General features: G+C 61.5%; 20 protein-coding genes and 1 pseudogene. 12 read left to right on the forward strand and 9 right to left on the reverse strand.

Annotated features, from left to right (window positions below; translation table 11 throughout):
* Window positions 1–128 precede the first annotated feature (128 nt).
* Window positions 129–467, forward strand: a pseudogene (locus BSZ14_RS03170) (integrase core domain-containing protein); the annotation flags it as partial.
* A 91-nt stretch (window positions 468–558) separates the two neighbouring features.
* Window positions 559–1,140, forward strand: coding sequence for a hypothetical protein (locus BSZ14_RS03175; RefSeq protein WP_076709896.1), 582 nt, complete (start codon window positions 559–561; stop codon window positions 1,138–1,140).
* Between the two features lie 179 nt (window positions 1,141–1,319).
* Here BSZ14_RS03175 and BSZ14_RS03180 read toward each other — a convergent pair whose 3' ends face one another.
* Complete coding sequence (locus BSZ14_RS03180) at window positions 1,320–1,538, reverse strand: hypothetical protein (protein ID WP_062127239.1); 219 nt, start codon at window positions 1,536–1,538, stop codon at window positions 1,320–1,322.
* Window positions 1,539–2,079: 541 nt separating this feature from the next.
* On the opposite strand from BSZ14_RS03180, the gene BSZ14_RS03185 reads away from it, so the two are divergent.
* The 10 genes from BSZ14_RS03185 to BSZ14_RS03230 all read left to right on the forward strand — a co-directional run bounded on the left by BSZ14_RS03185 (window position 2,080) and on the right by BSZ14_RS03230 (window position 12,718).
* Window positions 2,080–2,367 (forward strand): hypothetical protein, encoded by a 288-nt coding sequence (locus tag BSZ14_RS03185; protein WP_076709763.1) that lies wholly within the window; start codon window positions 2,080–2,082, stop codon window positions 2,365–2,367.
* Window positions 2,357–4,729 carry a type IV secretion system DNA-binding domain-containing protein gene (locus tag BSZ14_RS03190; RefSeq protein WP_076709764.1) on the forward strand — a complete coding sequence of 791 codons (2,373 nt, stop codon included), beginning with the start codon at window positions 2,357–2,359 and terminating at the stop codon, window positions 4,727–4,729. Before BSZ14_RS03185 ends, BSZ14_RS03190 begins: the two co-directional genes overlap by 11 nt.
* A 2-nt stretch (window positions 4,730–4,731) precedes the next feature.
* Window positions 4,732–7,980, forward strand: coding sequence for a MobF family relaxase (gene mobF / locus BSZ14_RS03195; RefSeq protein WP_076709765.1), 3,249 nt, complete (start codon window positions 4,732–4,734; stop codon window positions 7,978–7,980).
* Between the two features lie 97 nt (window positions 7,981–8,077).
* The gene (locus tag BSZ14_RS03200; RefSeq protein ID WP_076709766.1) at window positions 8,078–8,854 is read left to right on the forward strand and encodes a type IV secretion system DNA-binding domain-containing protein; all 777 of its coding nucleotides are present in this window, start codon (window positions 8,078–8,080) and stop codon (window positions 8,852–8,854) included.
* A complete protein-coding gene (locus tag BSZ14_RS03205) occupies window positions 8,851–10,065 on the forward strand; it encodes a nuclease-related domain-containing protein (RefSeq protein WP_083748085.1) in 1,215 nt (404 codons plus the stop codon). The genes BSZ14_RS03200 and BSZ14_RS03205 overlap by 4 nt, the downstream gene beginning before the upstream one ends.
* 2 nt (window positions 10,066–10,067) lie before the next feature.
* Complete coding sequence (locus BSZ14_RS03210; protein ID WP_076709768.1) at window positions 10,068–10,370, forward strand: hypothetical protein; 303 nt, start codon at window positions 10,068–10,070, stop codon at window positions 10,368–10,370.
* Entirely contained in the window at window positions 10,360–11,007 is a 648-nt protein-coding gene (locus BSZ14_RS03215) for a hypothetical protein (RefSeq protein WP_076709769.1), read from the forward strand. The genes BSZ14_RS03210 and BSZ14_RS03215 overlap by 11 nt, the downstream gene beginning before the upstream one ends.
* Window positions 11,008–11,048: 41 nt before the next feature.
* Window positions 11,049–11,861, forward strand: coding sequence for a CsgG/HfaB family protein (locus tag BSZ14_RS03220; protein ID WP_241823613.1), 813 nt, complete (start codon window positions 11,049–11,051; stop codon window positions 11,859–11,861).
* A gap of 70 nt (window positions 11,862–11,931) precedes the next feature.
* Window positions 11,932–12,201, forward strand: coding sequence for a hypothetical protein (locus BSZ14_RS19545; RefSeq protein ID WP_158069159.1), 270 nt, complete (start codon window positions 11,932–11,934; stop codon window positions 12,199–12,201).
* Window positions 12,202–12,397: 196 nt separating this feature from the next.
* Entirely contained in the window at window positions 12,398–12,718 is a 321-nt protein-coding gene (locus BSZ14_RS03230) for a hypothetical protein (RefSeq protein WP_076709772.1), read from the forward strand.
* A 98-nt stretch (window positions 12,719–12,816) separates the two neighbouring features.
* Here the strand turns inward: BSZ14_RS03230 and BSZ14_RS03235 are convergent, their stop codons facing one another.
* The 8 genes from BSZ14_RS03235 to BSZ14_RS03270 all read right to left on the reverse strand — a co-directional run bounded on the left by BSZ14_RS03235 (window position 12,817) and on the right by BSZ14_RS03270 (window position 19,383).
* Window positions 12,817–13,446 carry a hypothetical protein gene (locus BSZ14_RS03235; protein ID WP_076709773.1) on the reverse strand — a complete coding sequence of 210 codons (630 nt, stop codon included), beginning with the start codon at window positions 13,444–13,446 and terminating at the stop codon, window positions 12,817–12,819.
* Window positions 13,447–13,537: 91 nt separating this feature from the next.
* The gene (locus BSZ14_RS03240) at window positions 13,538–13,822 is read right to left on the reverse strand and encodes a CopG family transcriptional regulator (protein ID WP_089413571.1); all 285 of its coding nucleotides are present in this window, start codon (window positions 13,820–13,822) and stop codon (window positions 13,538–13,540) included.
* A gap of 14 nt (window positions 13,823–13,836) precedes the next feature.
* Window positions 13,837–14,526: an AAA family ATPase gene (locus tag BSZ14_RS03245; RefSeq protein WP_314375543.1), complete on the reverse strand. Its 690-nt coding sequence runs from the start codon at window positions 14,524–14,526 to the stop codon at window positions 13,837–13,839.
* A gap of 201 nt (window positions 14,527–14,727) precedes the next feature.
* Window positions 14,728–14,997, reverse strand: a complete 270-nt coding sequence (locus tag BSZ14_RS03250) for a hypothetical protein (protein WP_076709775.1) — start codon at window positions 14,995–14,997, stop codon at window positions 14,728–14,730.
* Between the two features lie 68 nt (window positions 14,998–15,065).
* A complete protein-coding gene (locus tag BSZ14_RS03255) occupies window positions 15,066–15,734 on the reverse strand; it encodes a recombinase family protein (RefSeq protein WP_076709776.1) in 669 nt (222 codons plus the stop codon).
* 491 nt (window positions 15,735–16,225) lie between these two features.
* Window positions 16,226–16,753, reverse strand: coding sequence for a hypothetical protein (locus tag BSZ14_RS19200; RefSeq protein ID WP_139330276.1), 528 nt, complete (start codon window positions 16,751–16,753; stop codon window positions 16,226–16,228).
* A gap of 136 nt (window positions 16,754–16,889) precedes the next feature.
* The gene (locus BSZ14_RS03265; protein ID WP_076709778.1) at window positions 16,890–17,573 is read right to left on the reverse strand and encodes a hypothetical protein; all 684 of its coding nucleotides are present in this window, start codon (window positions 17,571–17,573) and stop codon (window positions 16,890–16,892) included.
* Window positions 17,566–19,383, reverse strand: a complete 1,818-nt coding sequence (locus BSZ14_RS03270) for a ThiF family adenylyltransferase (RefSeq protein ID WP_241823615.1) — start codon at window positions 19,381–19,383, stop codon at window positions 17,566–17,568. The genes BSZ14_RS03265 and BSZ14_RS03270 overlap by 8 nt, the downstream gene beginning before the upstream one ends.

A 19,383-nucleotide genomic window follows, 5' to 3' on the forward strand; every position in this document is an offset into this window, starting at 1 on the left:
TCGACAACCTCACTTTAGATACCTGCTGACCGACCATGGCTTGCCCTGATGAAGCCTGCGGCCGCTTCGCGGCCTTGCCTTCATCAGGGCCATAGCGGCCCCCGAACCAGCGCTTCCCAATGTGCTACGGCAGCGAGTTCATCGCCACCGCGGTCCAGACTTGGCTCGGACAGATCGGCGTGAAAACGCTGTACATCGCGCCCGGTTCGCCATGGGAGAACGGCTATAACGAAAGCTTCAACGGGTCGCTGCGCGACGAACTGCTCAATGGCGAGATCTTCTACAGCCTCGCCGAGGCCAGGGTGCTGATCGAGGCATGGCGGCGCCACTACAACACCGTCCGCCCGCACAGCAGTCTGGGCTACCGTCCACCGGCCCCGGATGCGGCCACACCGCCATGGCCAGTCTCCGGTTCCGCTTCGCTCCACCTCCGACCGACCATGGCGGCGGAAACCACAATGCACTAACTATCAACCCGGACCACCCGGTGGGGGCTGCTCAAAACCTCTCCGGAGAGGAGGGAGAAAGGAAGAAGCGGTTTCAATGATGGAGGTCGCGATGACCATCACTTTCCGCGTCGAAAATGGCAACGGTATCCTTCCGCCGAAGGCTGCGATCATCACCCCCGACCAGCTCGGAGCGCTCCGTGATCTTCTCGCCGAACAGTCCCAGCGATTGGGCTTCCCCATGCTCGCGACGATCCATGAGACGACCGGCGACGACGCCTTCGATCTGGAGGCACGGGTCTGCCATCTCGCGCTCGCCGTCGTCTCGAAATGCTTCGACCATGACCCGGATGTGATCGCCATCCTCGACGAGGCGCAGTACCTCGGACGGCGCATCCGCGTCTGGCAGGATCATCGCGGCTCCGACATCAAGATGAGGCTCTCGCTGACGCCCGACGGCGCACCGCAGCTGACGGTCGCAGACGACAGCGCGATGGCACTCCTCGCCGGGCTCGGCCTCGATCGCGCGAACGCTGGCGTCATCGCCATGACCGAGCTTCGTGACCGGCTGACCAACCCGCGGATCAGGCGTCGGCTCGACGACGATCCTGCGATGGCGACATGCGTCGAGACCCTGACGGCCATGGCGGCTTTGAAGCCGGTCGAGGGTGACCATCTGCTCGCTTGGGTCTGATCGACCCAAGCCGTTTTACCGACCCACATGGGACGCCCAGCCTGACGGCTGGCGTCCCATTTTTTTGCCTGAGGATGTCAAGCCGGCTGCGCCGCGATCCGTGAACAAGAGAATGGCCGCACTGGGTAGCAATCCCGGTGCGGCCATTGGTGTCGATCGGGGCTCGAAACGGATCAGGCTTACGCCGTGATCCGGGTCTCGACTTCGTCGACACCGAGCGTCTTCACCGCCTCCATCAACCGCTCTAGTCGATCCAGTGGGAGCTTGAGCAACCCTGCCTTTTCGACCTTGTCGATCGCCGTATCCCGCAGCTTCTTCAGATGAGCCTTTCGGCGCTCCGCCAGCTTGCGTTCCTCGGCCTCGATCGCGGCCATTTCAGCGTCCAGTGACTTCGCCATGTGTCTTGCCTTTTGGTCAGGCTGATCGGGCTCTGAACGGGCCCTGTATAACCCGCCAACGACCTCTCGAAAAGACCGAGACCAGCGCCTCCCCTCAGATCCCGAGAGACCCCATGACGATCATCGCCGAACAGGCCCTAGAACCCCGCACGAAGCGCAGGATCTATCCTCAATTCCGCCTTGAAGGCGGTTCCTTGCCCTGCGGAATCCCGGAGATCCTTCCCATCACCACGAGGGGCCAAGGGGATCAGAGCAACACGGGGGTATCGGGACTACAGTAGTGCACACCCTTGCAAGCTGCGCTTGCCTAACCCGTTGTAAGACAACGGCTTTTTCTCACGGAATTGCGTACACATTGTCTTACGCTTTGTCTTACACTGTAAGACACTCAGAAAGTCACGCTTTTCTGCGGGTTTGAGCGTAAGACACTGTAGTACGGTGCTTGGGCCGTAGCCAATATCTCCCTTGTCCGGATCGGGCCGCCTCGCTAAGAGGGAGCTTCCGAAGGACCCACCAGCCTCTCTGCTAGGAGGCTGGTTCGTTGAGTACCTCACGCCCTTTTACCATCCGGGTGCCCGGTGACCTGCGCGCTCGCATCGAGGCGCAAGCCGCGAAGATGAATTGCTCGCCGTCGGACATCGTCCGGCTGGCGATCGAGCAGCATCTCAACGGCGTAAAACTTCTCCAGGATAGCGCACGCCGTCACCTCCGGGTGACAGAATATATGCAGGTCGCGCTCGATGCGATCATCCGCGCCGATCACCCGGAAATGCGCGACACGCTCGTCCTCGAAACCGACCGTCGCATGAAGATCCACCATGGCGCGTGATGACCCCAAAAAGCCGGGCAAGGAGCCCCGCAAGGACATCCGCAACGACAAGCGGCCAATCCCGCAGGAGCATCACTCCTCGCGCGGGGCACCGCCTCGAAATTCGGGCAATTTCACGCGCGGCAGCCAGCTCCTCAACACCCAGGTCCTCATGTGGCTACAGGGTGCACGGATGCCGGTTTTCGTGTGGCTGGGCACGTTCCTCCTCGCCTACACGATCATCCTTTCGCTGACGCTCGACGAGAACAACGTCCAGCTGATCTGTATGCGGATCCTGTCGTCCCTCTGGGACTGGATTTCGTTCGACGAGATGAAGCGGGTCAACCTTCGGCTGCCCGACAACAGCGTCCGGTCGACGTTCATGGGATACGTCCCGTTCGTGCCGGAAGTGATCCTCGCCTGGGGCAAGGCGGTGAAGGGTCTGCTCGCCTCGCTGACCTTCGCCACGGTCATCACCGTGCCCCTCTCGATCTGGTATGTCGATTTCTCCGCGCGGCGCGGCAAGGCGATGATCCAGGAGCGCCACGAGCGCGGCGCGATGCTCGTCGAACGCGACCTGCTCTACGCTGAAATTGCCGAGCACAACAAAATCGAGTTCGTGAAGGAAGCGGGGCAAATCTTCCCGGACAAGACGCCGGCGCAGGTGCTTGCCATGCCCTTCAAAGCCCGGAAGATGGGCGGCATCCACCACCCCTATAGCGTCGCAGGAATCCCCTTCCCGCACCGGCTTGAACAGTCGCATTTCCTGACGCTCGGCACGACCGGATCGGGCAAGACGACCGTCTTCCGTAAGCTGCTTCGGCAGATGCGCGAACGCGAAGACAGCGCCGTCGTGTTCGACCTGACGGGAGCCTATGTCGAGGCGTTCTTCGATCCCGATCGCGACACCATCTTGAACCCGGCGGACGCGCGTTGTCCGGCCTGGACGATCTTCAACGACTGCACCAGCTACAGCGATTTCACCGCTGCAGCTGCGGCTCTGATCCCCTCCGATGGCGGGGGTGGCGATCCGTTCTGGGTACTGGCCGCGCGCACGCTGTTCATCGAGATGTGCATGAAGCTGATGGACGAGGGTCTGACCTCCAATCAGGCGCTTGCAGAGAACCTGATGACCGCCGACCTGAAGCTGGTCCACAAGCACCTCGCCAACACCATCGCCGACCCGATCACGGCGCCTGAAGCGGCCAAGATGGCGGAGTCGATCCGCGCGGTGTTCAACACCAACGCGCACGTGCTCCGCTTCCTGCCAGACGACGGGCAACAATACTCGATCAAGGCCTGGATGACCGCGGAAAAGAAGCCCGGCTCGATCCTGTTCATCACCTCAAACTACACCGACCTGGAGATGAACCGGACGCTGCTGACGCTGTGGTCCAATCTCGCGATCCACTCGCTCATGACGATGCGCAAAACCCGGTCGCTGCGCACCTGGTTCGTGTTCGACGAGCTCGGCGCACTGCACCGACTGCCGGCCATCGAGAGCGGGCTCCAAACGGCTCGAAACTTCGGCGGGGCGATGGTCCTCGGGCTCCACTCGTTCGACAAGCTTGTGCAGGTCTACGGCGAGGAAAATGCCCGCAATCTGTCGTCGCTCGCGCGGACCAAACTGATCCTCGCGGCCGCCGATCTCGACACCGCCGAGCAGGGTGCTCGCTACATCGGCAATCGCGAGATCCGGCAGATGGATGAGGGGTATAGCTACGGCTACAACAACACCCGCGATGCCTCGACGCTGACCCCCCGCAAACAGGTCGAACCGCTGGTCATCGCCGACGACATCATGAACCTCCCGAGCCTGCATGGCTTCGTGAAGTTCCCGGATGGTTTCCCTGCGGCCCGCGTCCGCCTCGAATGGGAGCATTACGCGACCGTCGCCGAGGGCTTTATCCGGCGCAAACCCGGCAAGCCGGACGAGCCTGATAAGGTTGTGCGCGGAGGTGGTGGAAAGCCGAAAGGTGGAGGGGGTGATGACGTCGGGCGGGCGGAGGCGCCCGGCTTGGAGGACGAGAAGGAACCGGCGAACGAGGCCAATAAATTTGCCTCGAACATCCTGTCACAACCGACCGAAGGTGAGATCGACAATTCGCGCGATGGCAAGACGGTCGATGCTCACACCCAGAGCGAACCGCAGGCGCTTACAGAGGATCAGCGACAGGCCTCCGACGGCGAGCGCCGCGATATCCGTCCGCCGCTTGCCGCTCAGGCGACGCCGTCCGACAACGAGAACGATCGGCATGGCAGAGCGCCGCGCGCGCCAACCGCTGAGCCGACACCTGATCGGCCGGAAGACCTGTCCATCAGGGAGGCACGCGACGCTTTTCCGGACGGGATTGAGGATGACGGCCTGGGCTTCGGAGACTGACGATGCACTCGATCGCATCCGTCAAATCAGCGTCCGGGGCTGCCAAATATTTCGCCAAGGACGACTTCGTCAGTGGCGAATATTACACCGACGAGAAGGCTGGTGATGTCAGCATGTGGGGCGGCGAAGGCGCAGCCGCAGCGGGCCTCACCGGCGCCGTCAACAAGGAGGCGTTCGCCAAGGTTCTGAGCGGCGAGTTGCCGTCCGGCGAGAAGGTCGATGTGCGGGAGGGCCGAAGGCCTGGGTTCGACTTGACCTTCTCGGCGCCGAAGTCCGTGTCCGTGATGGCCTATGTCGCCGGCGATAAGCGCATCCTTGGACCAGGCGGTGCGCAGACGCTCGCCGTGCAAAAGACCATGGCATGGGTCGAGAAGAATATCGCTGCGGCGCGGGTGACGCAGGACGGCAAGACCGAGACGGTGAAGACTGGCAACCTGGTCTATGCGCTCTTCCAGCACGACACGAGCCGCGCCCTCGATCCGCAGGCCCACATCCACTCGATCGTCGCCAACATGACCCAGATGCCGGACGGCAGCTGGAAGGCGCTCGATGCCCAGAAGCTATGGGCGAGCAACACCGTCATTGGATCGATCTATCACAGCTACCTCCGCGATGAGCTCGAGAAGCTCGGCTATCAGGTTCGGATGGACGGCAAGCACGGCACGTTCGAGATCGTCGGCGTGCCCAAGGAGGTGCTCGATACCTTCAGTAAGCGGCGCGAACAGATCCTCGAAAAAGCCGCCGAACTCGGCATTGTCTCACCCAAAGGACGAGACGGCGTCACCGTCACGACCCGCGATCCCAAGCTGAACGTCGAGGACCGTGAGGCGGGCTTGGTCATCGAATGGATGAAGGACGCTGCCGCTGCCGGCTTCGACGGCAAGAAGCTCCTGGAAGGCGCCATGGAGGCCGCAGCGAAGGCACAGGAGCGCGAGAACGCCGGCCCGCTCGAAAGGGGCTATCAGGCGATCGTGGAGGCCGTCAGTGCCACCCGTGCCGCTGTCGCCGATATGCTCCGACCTCGCGACCCTCTCGTCGACCGTGGCCTCGTTCGCCTTGGCCTGACGGAAGGGCAGATGAACGCGCAATATGCGGTCGCCTCGGCCATCCGGATGCACAACCAGCGAGAGGCAGCTTTCGAGACGCACCGCGTGGCCAAGACCGCGCTGGATCTCGGCTTCAAGGGCGTCACGATCGACACGGTCGAAGCGCGCATCCAGCAGCTGACCGAGAAGGGCAAGCTGTTGCCCGGTCACATCCAGGTCAACGGGCGCACTGTCGAAGCGGTGACCACGCCGGAGGCGCTGCAGAACGAAGAACGCATCCTGGCGATGGTGGAGGCCGGCAAAGGTCGGGCGACGCCGATCATCGCCGCGGCCGACGCTCCGGACCGACTGCAGGCTGCTTCCCCATTCGAGCTCAATCCCGGCCAGCTTGCCGCGGCGACACTGCTGGTGTCCGGCACAGATCGCATCGTCGCCGTGCAGGGTGTCGCCGGCGCGGGCAAGTCGACCATGCTGCAGGCGACGGCTGCCGTCGCGCGAGAAGAGGGCATGCGCGTCCTCGGCCTGGCCTTCCAGAACAAGATGGTCACCGACCTGAAGGACGGGTTGAAGCCGCAGGAGATGTCGGTCGATGACATGAAGGCGGCTGGGATCGAGGCGCAGACGATCGACTCCTTCGTGCTGGAGAACCAGAAGCACGTCGACAATCCGAACACGCCGGAGGCCAAAGCCAAGCGGGCGGAGATGAAGAACACGATCATCGTCGTCGACGAGACGTCGATGGTGTCCGACCCCCTGATGCTCAAGATGCTCACTATCGCCGACGCGTTGGGCAACGAGCGTCTCGGTGAGATCGGCGATCGCCGGCAGCTGCAGCCGATCGATCGCGGCAAGTCGTTTTCCGTGCAACAGGCCGCCGGCATCACCACGGCGCGGATGGACGAGAACATCCGCCAGCGCACTGACCAGCTGCGGACGGTCGCGGCACTTACCAACGTCGGTAAGGCGGCACAGGCGCTGCGCGTGCTCGGCGAGAAGGTCGTCGAGGATAAGAAACCGGCCGAGAAGGCCGCCACGATGTGGTTGGAGCTTCCGCCCGAGGAGCGTGCCGTCACCGCCATCTTCGCGTCCGGCAAGGAATCGCGCGAGACGATCAACAAGACCGTCCAGGAAGGGCTTATCAAAGATGGCACGCTGAAGGGCGACGGGCTGTTCCTCACCGTCCATCAGCCCGTCAGCATGCTCCGCGAGCAGCTGCGCTATCAGCAGTCCTACAAGCCGGGGCAGACGCTGCACGTCCGAGGCAGCGTTCCCGAGATCGGGCTTAGCCATGGGGCGGCCGAGGTCCAAAAGGTGCTCGCCAACGGCAAGGTCGTGGTGAAGCTCGAAAGCACCGGTCGAAACGTGAAGTTCTCGCCGCAGCGGATCGATCCAATGATCGATAGCGACCGGATGCAGCTTACCACCCTCGAGACGGTCAGGGTCTTTGAGGGCGATCGAATCCGCTGGACCGCAACCGACAAGGAGCGCGGCATGCACAATGCCGCGATGGCGACGATAACCTCGATCGAGGGCGGCCGTGTCACCGTCGAGCTGGCTTCCAAGGAGACGGTGACGCTCGCGGCCAACGATCCGATGCTCTCGCGGCTCGACCTAGCCTATGCGCTGAACGCGCACATGGCGCAGGGCGTCACCGCCGACAAGGCGATCGGCGTGATGCAGAGCTTCGAGAGCAACCTTTCGAACCAGCTTCTGACCAACGTGATCGTCACGCGTGTTCGCGACGACCTCATCATGGTCGTCGACGATCAGAAGAGGCTCGAGGCGCAGCTAGACCGCAACACCGGCTACAAGACCTCCTCCCTGGAAAGCCTTGGCCGGCTGGAAATCGACGGTGCGGGACGCAACACCAAGGATGCCGACGACGCCCTGAGCAAGGCAATGGCCGTCCTAGACGAGATCAAGGAGCCGATCCTGATCGATCCGGCGAGCCTCGACATGACGGATCTCCCGCCTGTGGGGGCATCGCAGAACGACTATGCCGACATGAAGGGCATGGAAGACGGCATGCCGCCGATCGGCACCAGCGACGACGCCGCGCATCGTGACGCGGGTCGCCCTGACAAAGACGACCAACTTGGCCTGCCTCCGCTCGACATGGACGACCTCAGTTCGCGGCCTGCGATGTCCGACGCCGTCGAGCAGCTGCGCGGCATTCCCGAGAAAAACCTCAGCCTGGATATGTGATGATGACGCTAGCTACGCACCACGCCCTTCGTGCTTTCGGGTATCAATGCCGTCGCAGCGGCTATGCCGCTCACGCCGCCTGGTCGGAGGTCAGCCGATGACGCTGATCCTTCGCGGCACCGCCGACACGATCCCTGCAGACGTGCTTGCCGCACACATCCGAGCCGCGCGCTCCGGGAAGCAGCGCTTGGTCATCGTCGACGAGGGCAATCAGCTGGTCCGACGCCATATCGACTACGACCGCGACCGGCTGATCGATGCGGGGCACGCCAACTGGGACATCTTCGCCGATCATATTGAGCGTCTGGAGCTTGCCGAGGCAAGCGAGGCGATCCTGCATCAGACCGATGTACCGGAACGGGTGTTCAATGCTGCCAGCATCGTGCTGGCGGAGATCCTCTGGTATCTCTCCAGCGAACCAGGTGCGGGTTTGCGTGAGATCTCGGCCGAGGTCCGCGCCCTGACCTACGCCGGGCTGGCTGAGCATGTGCGGCTCAATCTGGATGATCCAGAGGATACCCACTTTGGTTGGATGACCTTGGCGCTCCTGCAGGAATGCGCCGGTCGGTTCGCTGGCCGCCAATCGACGATGCCGCCCGTCTCGATCTGCCGTTGGTTCGCCGGCGACGCCCGAACGATCCTCTTCATAGCCGCCGGCGCCGGCGTCGATGACGGGGCCTGCCGCTCGGTGGCCGCTGCGATCGCCAGGATCACTGAGATCGAGCGTGGTGCAGGTCGTGGCGTCGCCCTGCTTGCCTACGATGACGGCGACCTGCGGGGCATGTCCGGCGCTGACCTTCAGCCGGCGGCCAATAGATCAACAGGAAACGCGGCCGCGTCCGGATGGGCCGACGCCGCGGGGGGAGCGCAATGATCGTAAAACACACGACCAAAGCGGACGAATGCGCCGACTTCGCAGCCTTCATAGCAAGCTCGGCCTTCGACAAAATGCCCGAGCGCGTGAGGAAGGCCGCATTTAACCGACGCCGCGGTGCCGAAGGGGAGCGCTCAACCGCGCACATCCTAGATCGATACTTTCACAACAAGGCAGATCACGTCCTGCTGCACGATCTACGGCTGGCGGATGGGATCGGCAGTTTCGCGCAATTCGATCACGTCATCCTATCGAGGCTTTCGCGCACCGCGAGCATCATTGAGGTTAAGAACTATAGCGGTCGACTTTCAAAGAACGAGCATAATGAATGGGTGGTTTGGTACGGTCAGCGACGTCCAAAAGACATCCCGAACCCGATTGAACAGGCTGAGCGTCAGAAAGAGGTGCTTCGTGCCTGGTTAAAGGCGTGTCGCCACGACCTGGCTTTTGAAAAGGTCGCCGCCTTCGTCATCATTCCACCGGACTGCTCAATCGATCGGTCAAAGATCGGTGCTAACCTGCCGATCTACAAAGCGGATAACTTCATCGCAGCCTGGGCGGAGTTTGGCGGCGTCTCCCCGTTTGGTCGCCTGTTCTCGTCAGGCGTTGCGGCCAAGTCGTTGATGGCGATCGCGCAGCAGCTGGCAGCCAGCCACCAACCGGACCCGCGCACGTTCGAGGAGCTGGTCGGCTTGCCCTCGCGAAAGGACGAGCATCCTTCCGCCGCAACGGTTCTGGCGGCTGAAACAGCTTCGGCCGCAGAGCCGGAGGTTGATCCGCCCAGCGACGTCGACCTTGGGAGCGTTCCAGACGCACCTGAAGAGGCTGAGCCAACGCGCACTGCCATCGAAGTCGTGGAGGCCGCGCCTGTAGCGCTTGTAGAGGCCGAAACGGTCACCCCCGTCCCCTCCAACCCGATCCGCGCTGGCAAGGCATCGGCGAAGATTGAAGTCGTCCCCGGCATCCACGAACGTGCTCTGCCGGATGGCCGCATCGCTTTTCTCTCCGACGAGACGGAGGGCGCAGGTGACCGACTGAAGAGCGCATGCGACGGCTTGGGCCGATGGAATCCGCGCTACCGGAATTGGCTTACGGACCCCGATCAGGCTGCTGTCGTCCGTGAGACCCTCCTGACGAAACATCGGGAACGCTCGCTGGTGGCTGCAGAGAGATCGCCGACCGCCGTCAACCAGCAAGCGCGGGAGGCTTGAGGATGGCCCAACGCGAGCAACAGGTCGGTTCGCCGGGCTCCGGCGATCCAGATCACAAAGCGGACGCGGATCTCGCTGACGACTTTCGCACCCAGTCCTTCCACCTAATGCAGGCTCACCCGATCGCCGCGGCCCACCTGGTGCTGGCAGCGGCCTCGATCGCGCCGACATGCGCGGCCGAGCAGGAGGTCGCCGACGAATTTTCCTACGTGATCGCTGATTTCGCGCAGCAACTCCGCCGCATCCACCAGAGGGCCGTGCGCCGGAGGGCGCAGCGAGCCGGGAGCGCGTCGCGTGGGCATTGATGATCGCGACTACATGCGAGCGCGGTACAGGCAGCGTCAAAAGCAGGCGGGTGCCACCACTTGGTGGAACGATCTCAAGTTCAGACGAGAGTACCGCGACGATCGGCGAGCGCCACGAAGCGGACGCCGTGGTTGGATGGCTAATGGAGGAAATGGCCTGCTGTTGCTGCTCTGTGCGCTGCCAATTGCGGTGCCAGCTTATCGGGACGCGAAGCGGAGTGGATGGCTTCCAGATTACGGAGTGGAATTGCCCTTCCCCTCATCCGGGACGGTAACCGTCAACGACAGCGTCGACCCACGATCTGTGACGTCGAGGATCCACGTAATCGCCGGACCGGCAAATGCGGTGGTGCAGTTACTCAACAGTGAAACAGAAGCGCATGTGATCTCCGTCTACGTCAAACGCGCCGAGGAGACGTCTGTACCGGTGCCACCCGGCGTGTTCCGAGTGAAGATCATCGAAGGCGACAAGTGGCATGGTTTGAACAAGTGGTTTGGTCCTTCAACGACCTACGAGACGGTTGTCCGTCCTATGACCTTCACCCGTCTACGCTACCACACCATCAATCTGCACCGGAGTCCGGCAGGAAATCTGCCAACGAAGATCAACATTACCGACCCAGAACCACTAAACTGAGCAGGGGAATGACAATGTATAGAACGATTGCCATTGTAGGAATGCTTGCAGCTGCCGCAACGTCAGCGTCGGCTCAGAAAATGGGCAAAGGCGGAATCGGCATCGACGAGACGATTGAGGTGCCGAGGTGCGATCGATCACTTGGTACGGTCGCCCTGGTGGAGGAACGCAGCGCAGCCAGTCCGACCGATGGCATGCCCGCCGGCATGGCAGCGCTGATCCGAATGGCAGAGGCGCAGAACGGAGGAAGCCAGCGAGTAGACCCCCTGCCCCTCTTGAAGCTGCTGGTGGCGCAAAGCGGATGTTTCCAGATCGTCGACCGCGGCGAGGGTTTCGACGCCCTCCAGCGCGAACGGCAGCTCGCGGCGGGCGGTTCTGTCGCCGGCGCTAATAATCAGGCGACATTGAAGGCGGCCGACTACCTGCTGCAGGCGAAGGTACTCTACTCCGACAACGATTCCGGGGGCAGCGGTGGTGGGCTCGGCTCGATGTTCCCGGGCGGCTTGGGCTTCAAGCAGAAGGTCAAGGCGAGCCAGACGATGCTGACGCTGGTCGAGGTCAAAACCGGCATTCAACAAGCCGTTGCGACCGGCTCGGCGCGCAAGAAGGACCTTTCGATCTTGGGCGGGGGCTTGCTCACTAACTCCGGGATCGGCGCGCTCGGCGGTTCGTACACATCGACCGACATGGGCAAGATCACCTCTCTGGCGATGCTCGATGCGCTCAAGAAGCTGATGACACAGGCACAGGGACGGTTGGCGCCGGCAGCGGCAGCGGCAGCGCCCGCGCCTACGCCTACAGCGCCAGGCACAGCGGTCCCCGCAGCTGCGCCGGCAGGCGTGCCGCAGCGATAGAGAAAAGGGGGAGGAGAAGGGTGGTCATAGGCCGAAGCATCCCCCTCCCCTTCAATCGATAGGCACCTCCATGTTGATGCAGAACGATCTTTTCGAAAAAGCTGAGGCCACGGACGCTATCGAGGAGGTGGCCGACCCTGCGGCATTGCCTATCGCTGTGCCTTGCGGTTTTCGCGATCGACATAACAATCCATGCCAGCGCCTTGGCAACTGGCCGATCATGGACGGAGGTAAGCAGATGCTCTGTCGCAAACGTCCGATGTTACACTGCGACGCAGCCTGCTTCCGGGGCGACCCCCCTGCCCCGGTCGATACCAGAAACGACGACGATATCGTCTAGGGCGATGAGGGAAGCGGGTATGGCGACATCCAGTCGCATTGAGTCAGCCCTCATCGCGTCCACCAGCCGGGCGTCGGAGCTGATCCAGAGGCGCGAGGTACGATGCCCGTGCTGCTCGAGTATCGTGGCGACCCTGCCGCCACCTTGGTCCATCGAGCCGTGCTGGCGATGCTCGCGGCCGCTGACGCTCGTGAGGATGGTTCGGTATCCCGGCCTCTACCAGCTGCGCAACGTCATCGAACTGATCGGGTCCGGCTACGGCATCGTGACGATGCTACTCGTGCTGTCATTCGTCCTATCGGAAATGCAGCCGAGGACGTTCGCCAAGGCGGTGACAATCCTGCTGTTCGTCATCGGATCGCTGCTCCTCGTCGACGGAGCGCTAAGCGTGAGGACAGCGATCGACCGGACCTGGAAAGTCACTCGCTATGGCCCTCGAGCACGCATGTTGGGCGGCGCCAAGATCGCCGCGGGCGGCCTGGCTACCGGACTGGTCGTGATCGGCTTACACCTCTAAGTGGCTTGTTTTGGAGTTTAGGCGCTAGACGCGGTTAATCCTATGACTCGTTAAAGCACCTCGAAGCGCAGTGCTATTAATATTAAAATGATATTGATTTACAACGAAGCGCTGGGCACCCGTAGATCGAGGTTGTGGTCAAGTTTGTCGATGCCGAGCGCCTCGATCGCGAGGTCGAGAAAACCCATCATCGACAGGTCGTCAGGCTTATCAGCAGGGCGGAGCACAGCCCCTACCCTGACCGCGTCGTCGTCGCAGGCCACGACGATGATGACATAGCCTCGCGGCACCGTCACAAAAATCTGATAGCCCTGGATGCCATCGGAGTACGCCAGCCCCGTCGCTCCAGATATATAACTGACCTGGAAGAGGCCGGGCAGGTCCGGGTCCATAAGCGGCGTAGTGAGATCGAACGTCACGCCGTTCGCGCGGCGATCGTTCATGGCGGCCGGCATAGGCGGAGTGCCAACACGGGCTATAGGGTAGCCCGCGAGAGGATCGGCGATGATCCCTTCCGCGATGGAGCTGAGTTCATCAGCAGGAAGATCGACGTTGCGGAATCTCTGGCTGCGCGGCCATCCACAGACAAGGACGCTCCAAGCCGGCGGGACGATTTCGTCTGGGTCGTCGCTATATACCTCGGCGTCCTTGAACCAGACGATCTCATCCTTGCCGATTGCAAGGTAGTCGGCTCCATCGCGCGGCGAAAATAGCTGTGGCTCAGACATAGAAGACAGGTGCCTTTAAAGCTGAAGGCCAATGGTATCCGATTGGCAATGGATCGACCATGGATATTAAAACCACTGTGAACCAAGCTCCTTATGAGCGGAATAGATCGCCCTCGATGGCCTGGAAGATGGCCATGTTGATGACAGCCGCCCTCGCCTGCCCAGTGCGCCTCGCGACCTGGTCGACGCGTTCGAGCAGCTCGGGCGCGATCGTTAATGTGATCTGACGCTTGTTCCCCTTCTTGATGCCCTTCTCGTATTCCGTCACGGCATCTTTGGTGACCGGTGAAGCGTCAGGCGCACCGTTGATGAAGGCATCCTGCGCAGCGGTCGATGCGGCGCTCGAGGCAGGCGTTGGTCGACGTGTGATAGCCACTGTTCTGGCTCCTATCAGGATCGCGAAGGAATATTAAAAAGCGATGCAATCAATGTGTCTAGCTCAGCCGCAGCTTTGGTGTCCTTGGCCGGCATCTCTGAGATGGCGAGACCTGAGCCTCCTGCGTTGCTGAAGGCCTTGCGGCGCCGAATAGGGAAGGGGAGGTACTCGAACTGCGGGAACTCCTTCACCGCGTCGGCCGCCTCGGCGTTGTCGGTCGACTTTTCACCCGGATCTGCAAGGTTCATGATGGCAAAACAGCGCAGGCCGTCTCGCGTGCTCCGCGCGTCATCGATCAGCTTCGCCATGTCGTCGAGCGCCCAGACGTCATACGAGCGTGGTGCGAACGGCACGAGCAGAACGTCTGACAGGACGAGAGCCGCTCGAAGGGCTGTGGAGTCGCGCCCGCCGGCGTCGATGATGATGTCCTGCCACTTGTCCCGCTGCTGCTGGATCTGCGCACGCAAGGCAGGACCTTCGTCATACTTCGCGCACGCAATGCCAGGAAGGCGGCCAGCCTGCGCTCGAATATCGATGGCCGCAGCAGCGGTCCCCTGGCGGTCTCCGTCGATGAGCCACACGTCCCTGCCAGCCATAGCCCTCGCGATCGCGATCTGTACGGCCAAGGTGGTTTTACCCACGCCACCCTTTGTATTTCCTATCGTGACAATCACGGAAGCACCCCAAAAGGATATTAATACCACGTGCGTACATGGCTTGAAGGGCGGAGGCAATGCCGACCAACCTAACGCCAAGCGGATTTAATATTAAAACCATATCCAAAGGCACGTACCGACAGTGCAGACCACGGTAAAAACCCAGTTTTACAGAGGGTCCGCCGACGTCGTGGTCTGTAGCCAGCACCCGGAGAGCCGACTGGAGGAGGCATCGACCCTGACTCGAGGCTAGTTGAGCTTGTTCGGAGCGATCTTAGCAATCGAGTTTCGCGCGACCATGGTCCCGTCAGGCAGGATTACAGGACCGAGCATCTCGTCCAACAGCATTGCTAAAGCCGTGTCGCGGCCGACCAGCTCGGTTAGCTCCAGGTAGGCCTCGCCGAGGTGGCCTTCGCCGATTTCAGCGAGCGTATTCCTGACACGCTGGGCCTCTGCCGGGGTGAGACGATCGAGTTCCTCGAAAAGCTTTGACAGCTTGATGGGCGGCTTCGATGCCATAGGGCCTCCGTCAGGCGATACGGAAAATTGCGAGACGACCGGTTGTAGGTCAATGGCTCGTTCCTGGATCAGGATCGCTCTGGCATGGGGCAGGGGAGGGCTACATCGCTCGCGCCGTCCACCCGTTCCTCTTTCAGGCGGCGTGCGATCTTGGCCAGCAACGTTCGGCTGCAGCCTGTGGCGCTCATGATCTCCCTCCAGCTTTGCCCGTCACGCAGTGAGCGGGTGATCGCGGCGTTGCGGGCAGTGTTCTCGACGCGGCCTTTGTAGAGGCCAGCAGTTCGAGCTCGGCCAACGCCTTCCGCCTGGCGGCGTCGACGGTCGTCGTAATCCTTACGTGCGACCGCAGCTAGGACGTCGAGCATCATCGCGTTCACCGCCGCGAACATGCGAGCCGTGAAGTCGTCGGGGGTGGCGATCAGGTTCCAGGAGGTCGGTAGATCGAGTGATACGATCCGAACCTGGCGGCCCTCGATCTCCGATCGCAACTTACCCCAGTCGGCCGAGCTCAGACGAGACAGCCGATCGACCTGCTCGACCAGCAACACGTCACCTGGGCTGCAATCGTCCAGAAGCCGGAACAGCTCAGGGCGCGCAAGGCGTGTGCCACTCTCATGTTCGACATAGCGCGCGGCAATGCGAAACCCATGTGTCGCGGCGAAAGCATCCAGCGCTGCGCGGGCACGGGTGGCGTCCTGTTCAGCGGTTGATGCACGTAAATAGGCTCGAACGAACATGCTTAGGTCTTTTATAACCAGTCCGCCGATGTCCAGTCCTTTTTGAAGCGGGCGCCGACGGAAAAGAGACCAGAGAACACCCGGTCTCCCAGGGGTATACCTAAAGCGGTGCAAGGCGAGCTGCTCACAGAGTGCCCTGTCGTACGCGAGCTAAAGCTGGAGGGGGGAGCCTCAGGAGCGCTGGCTCCGCCTGTGAACGGCTTTGGTGGAAGGAGACTTTGGCGCCGAGCTCCCGGTCATCGTGACAAGGAGCCTGCTATCACATGGTCAGACCTAACTTCGTGACCCTCGCCTCGTGGGAGGCAAGGTGGAATTTGCTTCAACTTTTTATTGAAACTTTTACCACCGCATGGCATTGAACCATCAGCTACGGACAGCGGGGCTTCCAGTAACACGGTCGCCGCAGCATGTGCGCCTCAACGGCCGGTACACCACGGTAAGGCACACCCGCACCATAAAGGGCTCCCGCCTAAAGCGGGGGCCCTTTTCCGTTAGGGGACACGCTTGCGCTGAAACAGGCAGGTCCTCAAAGCCGTATGTATGTTATAGCGCCGCTTGATTTTGCTGAAAATAACCTCACGCGCATGACAACTCGTGATCATCAGATTAACGTCCGCTAGGTCTCCCTTGCTGGGATACAAATAGAAAAATACGACCTGGTGCTCACCGTCTGTAAGTTCGCGAACACGCCCTGGAGCGACATCGATAACAGCGTAGTTTATCGCACGATTGCGATCGATGGATTCCCAGCAGTAATAATTCTGTTCGACCATTCGTCGGGCCAGTTCGGGTAGGCCGAGCGAAAAGGCATATCGATCTTCGCAGAACACTCTAGGCTTGCCGTTCTCGTCTTCCAGGTTATGCAGCCCGCGCGCGCAACCTTGTGATATCGTATGAAGGCCAAGCGTAATTTTCACGCGCAAATCACCGGCATCACGGCCCTTGCCCGCCAGCGTGACAACGAAGCTTTTGAGATGACGAAGGTCCCGAAGAACTCCGTCCACTTCTATTTCGTTCATCAGGCGGGTATCGGTCTTTCGTTGGGGTAGGCATGTCGCTTTTGCACGGCATAATCCGCATAGGTGGCTAAGTCATGCCCTCCAAACTGATATCAGGACCGGTGTAAGCGTCTTGTGCGGCCGGGAAACGTGATTGTTATACTTGTGGTGCCGGGGCTGGCGGGCTTGCATCGCCAGCCGCAGTGAGGGCGAGCACATGTTGCACCATCCGCCAACCGTAATTCTTGGCTGACACGGCGCACAGGATATAGGTCAACATAAGACAGGCACCGTACAGCGCGGATCGACCTACGTTGCCGTTAATGACAAACGCCATAATCGGCAGTGGCAAGATCAAAAGCGCTGTGATCGTGCCGATATCCCGCGCAGCAAGGTATCGGCGATGCGGATCGCAGACACTGATGTCATCCCTGAGAGGTTTGTAGATCCGGTAAAACAGTTGATTCTGCGTCGTAGGATCGGAGGGCAGGGGGCCCAGCCTGTTTTCCAACGCAGTCATGTCCACGTACGACGAAGTGGGGCCGACAACGGTAAAGGCCCGTGATCCGGGCAGGGGATGGCGCCATCGCAAATGGATCACCCGATCGCGCCAGTTGGGTGGAATCAAGCCCAGCAAAATCAACGAGGCTATGACAATCAGGCCAAGCGATGCCGATCCCGGCACGGCCATTGCCTCGAGCTTTGTGACTAACTGTACCGAGCGGGCTTTGATGAGCTTGGCCGGTTCTACCGCCGCCACGAGAAAGGCTGTTGCATGGGCGATGATGGCGGCACGAATGAGCCAAGCATTTTGCTCTTTGAGGGATTTCGTCTCAGCCACCGTTCGTATCCTTCGCGATCAGTGCGTGAAAGCGAAGCGGCGTCACAATCAGCAATACCGATGGTGGGGCACGCCCCGCCGCCAGTTCTGTCGCCGTTCGCCAGTCGAGCGCTGATGGACCTTCGTCGGCAAGATGGCTGTGCCAGGTGCCAACATCGAAGAGCGTCCGTCCGCTGGCCTGATGGCGATTCTCAATCGCATCCTGAAGGCCGGTCGTGCCGAGAACAAACAGGCCGGCAGAACACGTGCTGTCAGTTGGTGCATCGAGCAGATCGACCACGGTGACCGTCTTCATCCGGGCACTGCTAAGGCCAACGAGTAGACCCCCGGTCTCCGCATGCGGCGAGGCTGCGGCCGATGACCGGATCTTTGCTGCAATGCGCTGACTGATCCGCAGCTCCCAGCCATCGCTACCCTCGATCACGACGGTTTCGAAGGACGGTACGGTTTGGCGGGTCCAGCGCGTTGTGGGGGTATCGATGTCACAGACGCCAGTGACGATCAGGCCGTCGGCGTTCGGATGGTCAGCCGCGTGATCGATCTCTTTGGCAAGCCCGGCTGTCATCATCGAGAGCTGCGCGTCGTCGATAGTCATCGTCAGCGATCCACAGCCCTGGCCTATCTGGATTTCAGCGAGACCGGTTTCAGGATCGGCAAGCAGCGCTATAGCCTCACCATCGGCCAGCGTGGCGTACATCTCAGCCATCAGATCGTTGTGATTTGGGTTGTGTGAGGCTCCGTCGACCAGCAGGTAAGCCATGCGGCCGCGGCCAAAGAGCGCCGCCTCGATATAGCGGGCTCGATCATGCGGGCGGATCGCGGTGGATAACGCTTCACGCACCGCGAGCGACGCGGTGGCGTTGACGACGATGCCCGTACCTGCGGGAATAACTTTGGCCCGGATCGCTTCGTCACGCAGGGCTGACGCGATGTCATCCTGGTAGAGTGTTGGCGACAAGCTGAACCCGGCCAGCTCATCAGCAAGCGCGGCAGTCTTGGGCTGGCCCACCGCAGTAGGGGAGAGGGCGTGTCGCGCCATATTGTGCGGCCGTAGCCACCCCTCGTCGCTTATTGCGATGATCGACTGCCCGGAGCGCGCGGCGTGCAGCGCGAGTTTCGAGCCGACGCTGCCACAGCCAAGCAGCGCCAGCGCGGGCCGTTCGGGTACCCCTGCCAGCGTCCGCAGCAATGGCGCGTTCAAGGTCTGATAATGCAGAGCAGGTCTGACCGGCTCATCGCCTCCACGGACGATTCCAGTCGTTCGCTGGTCATAAGGACGGATTTCAACGACGTACGGCAGTAATTCGATCGCGGAATTTGATCCAATCAGATGAACGGGGCGTTCGACGCACAGCACAATGCCAATCGGGATTGGCTGATTGAGGTGCCAGCCCTGCCACGACCGTTCCAGATTGCTGAGGAAAAGATCGAGACCGCGACGGCAGCCCAGCGTATCTGCACGCGCACGAAGCTCATCGATTGTCGTGACGTCATCGGGGGTGTAGCGGTCGCTAACGTAGGTGCCACCAGAGGGAGGCTTGTCGGCCCAGACAATCCCGATGACGGTTTTGCCCAGCGTGCCCCCATTTGACATTGGCGAAACGCTGAAGAGCGACTTGTCCGTCGTACTGAGCGGCGTTTTGACGCCATCGCTATTGATCCAGACCGACGCACCATCAAGCAGCGTTGCATCATCGGCCCCCGTTCGACCGAAGCGGCCACGCCAGGCGATATAGCCGCCGGCCTTCAGGCGGGTGGCACGCATGGTCTCCGCGTCGAAGGCGATTGTATCGCGCAAGCCACGCCGCAT

Origin of the sequence: Sphingomonas sp. Sph1(2015), from assembly GCF_001970915.1 — a bacterium.
Taxonomy (GTDB): Bacteria; Pseudomonadota; Alphaproteobacteria; order Sphingomonadales; family Sphingomonadaceae; genus Sphingomonas; species Sphingomonas parapaucimobilis.

Coding starts and splice junctions, on each gene's coding strand:
- BSZ14_RS03205 (WP_083748085.1), top strand. CDS start 8,851: ATGATCGTAAAACACACGACCAAAGCGGACGAATGCGCCGACTTCGCA.
- BSZ14_RS03210 (WP_076709768.1), top strand. CDS start 10,068: ATGGCCCAACGCGAGCAACAGGTCGGTTCGCCGGGCTCCGGCGATCCA.
- BSZ14_RS03190 (WP_076709764.1), top strand. CDS start 2,357: ATGGCGCGTGATGACCCCAAAAAGCCGGGCAAGGAGCCCCGCAAGGAC.
- BSZ14_RS19545 (WP_158069159.1), top strand. CDS start 11,932: ATGTTGATGCAGAACGATCTTTTCGAAAAAGCTGAGGCCACGGACGCT.
- BSZ14_RS03175 (WP_076709896.1), top strand. CDS start 559: ATGACCATCACTTTCCGCGTCGAAAATGGCAACGGTATCCTTCCGCCG.
- BSZ14_RS03180 (WP_062127239.1), bottom strand. CDS start 1,538: ATGGCGAAGTCACTGGACGCTGAAATGGCCGCGATCGAGGCCGAGGAA.
- mobF (WP_076709765.1), top strand. CDS start 4,732: ATGCACTCGATCGCATCCGTCAAATCAGCGTCCGGGGCTGCCAAATAT.
- BSZ14_RS03255 (WP_076709776.1), bottom strand. CDS start 15,734: ATGTTCGTTCGAGCCTATTTACGTGCATCAACCGCTGAACAGGACGCC.
- BSZ14_RS03270 (WP_241823615.1), bottom strand. CDS start 19,383: ATGCGGCGTGGCTTGCGCGATACAATCGCCTTCGACGCGGAGACCATG.
- BSZ14_RS03250 (WP_076709775.1), bottom strand. CDS start 14,997: ATGGCATCGAAGCCGCCCATCAAGCTGTCAAAGCTTTTCGAGGAACTC.
- BSZ14_RS03230 (WP_076709772.1), top strand. CDS start 12,398: ATGGTTCGGTATCCCGGCCTCTACCAGCTGCGCAACGTCATCGAACTG.
- BSZ14_RS03220 (WP_241823613.1), top strand. CDS start 11,049: ATGCTTGCAGCTGCCGCAACGTCAGCGTCGGCTCAGAAAATGGGCAAA.
- BSZ14_RS03235 (WP_076709773.1), bottom strand. CDS start 13,446: ATGTCTGAGCCACAGCTATTTTCGCCGCGCGATGGAGCCGACTACCTT.
- BSZ14_RS19200 (WP_139330276.1), bottom strand. CDS start 16,753: ATGAACGAAATAGAAGTGGACGGAGTTCTTCGGGACCTTCGTCATCTC.
- BSZ14_RS03200 (WP_076709766.1), top strand. CDS start 8,078: ATGACGCTGATCCTTCGCGGCACCGCCGACACGATCCCTGCAGACGTG.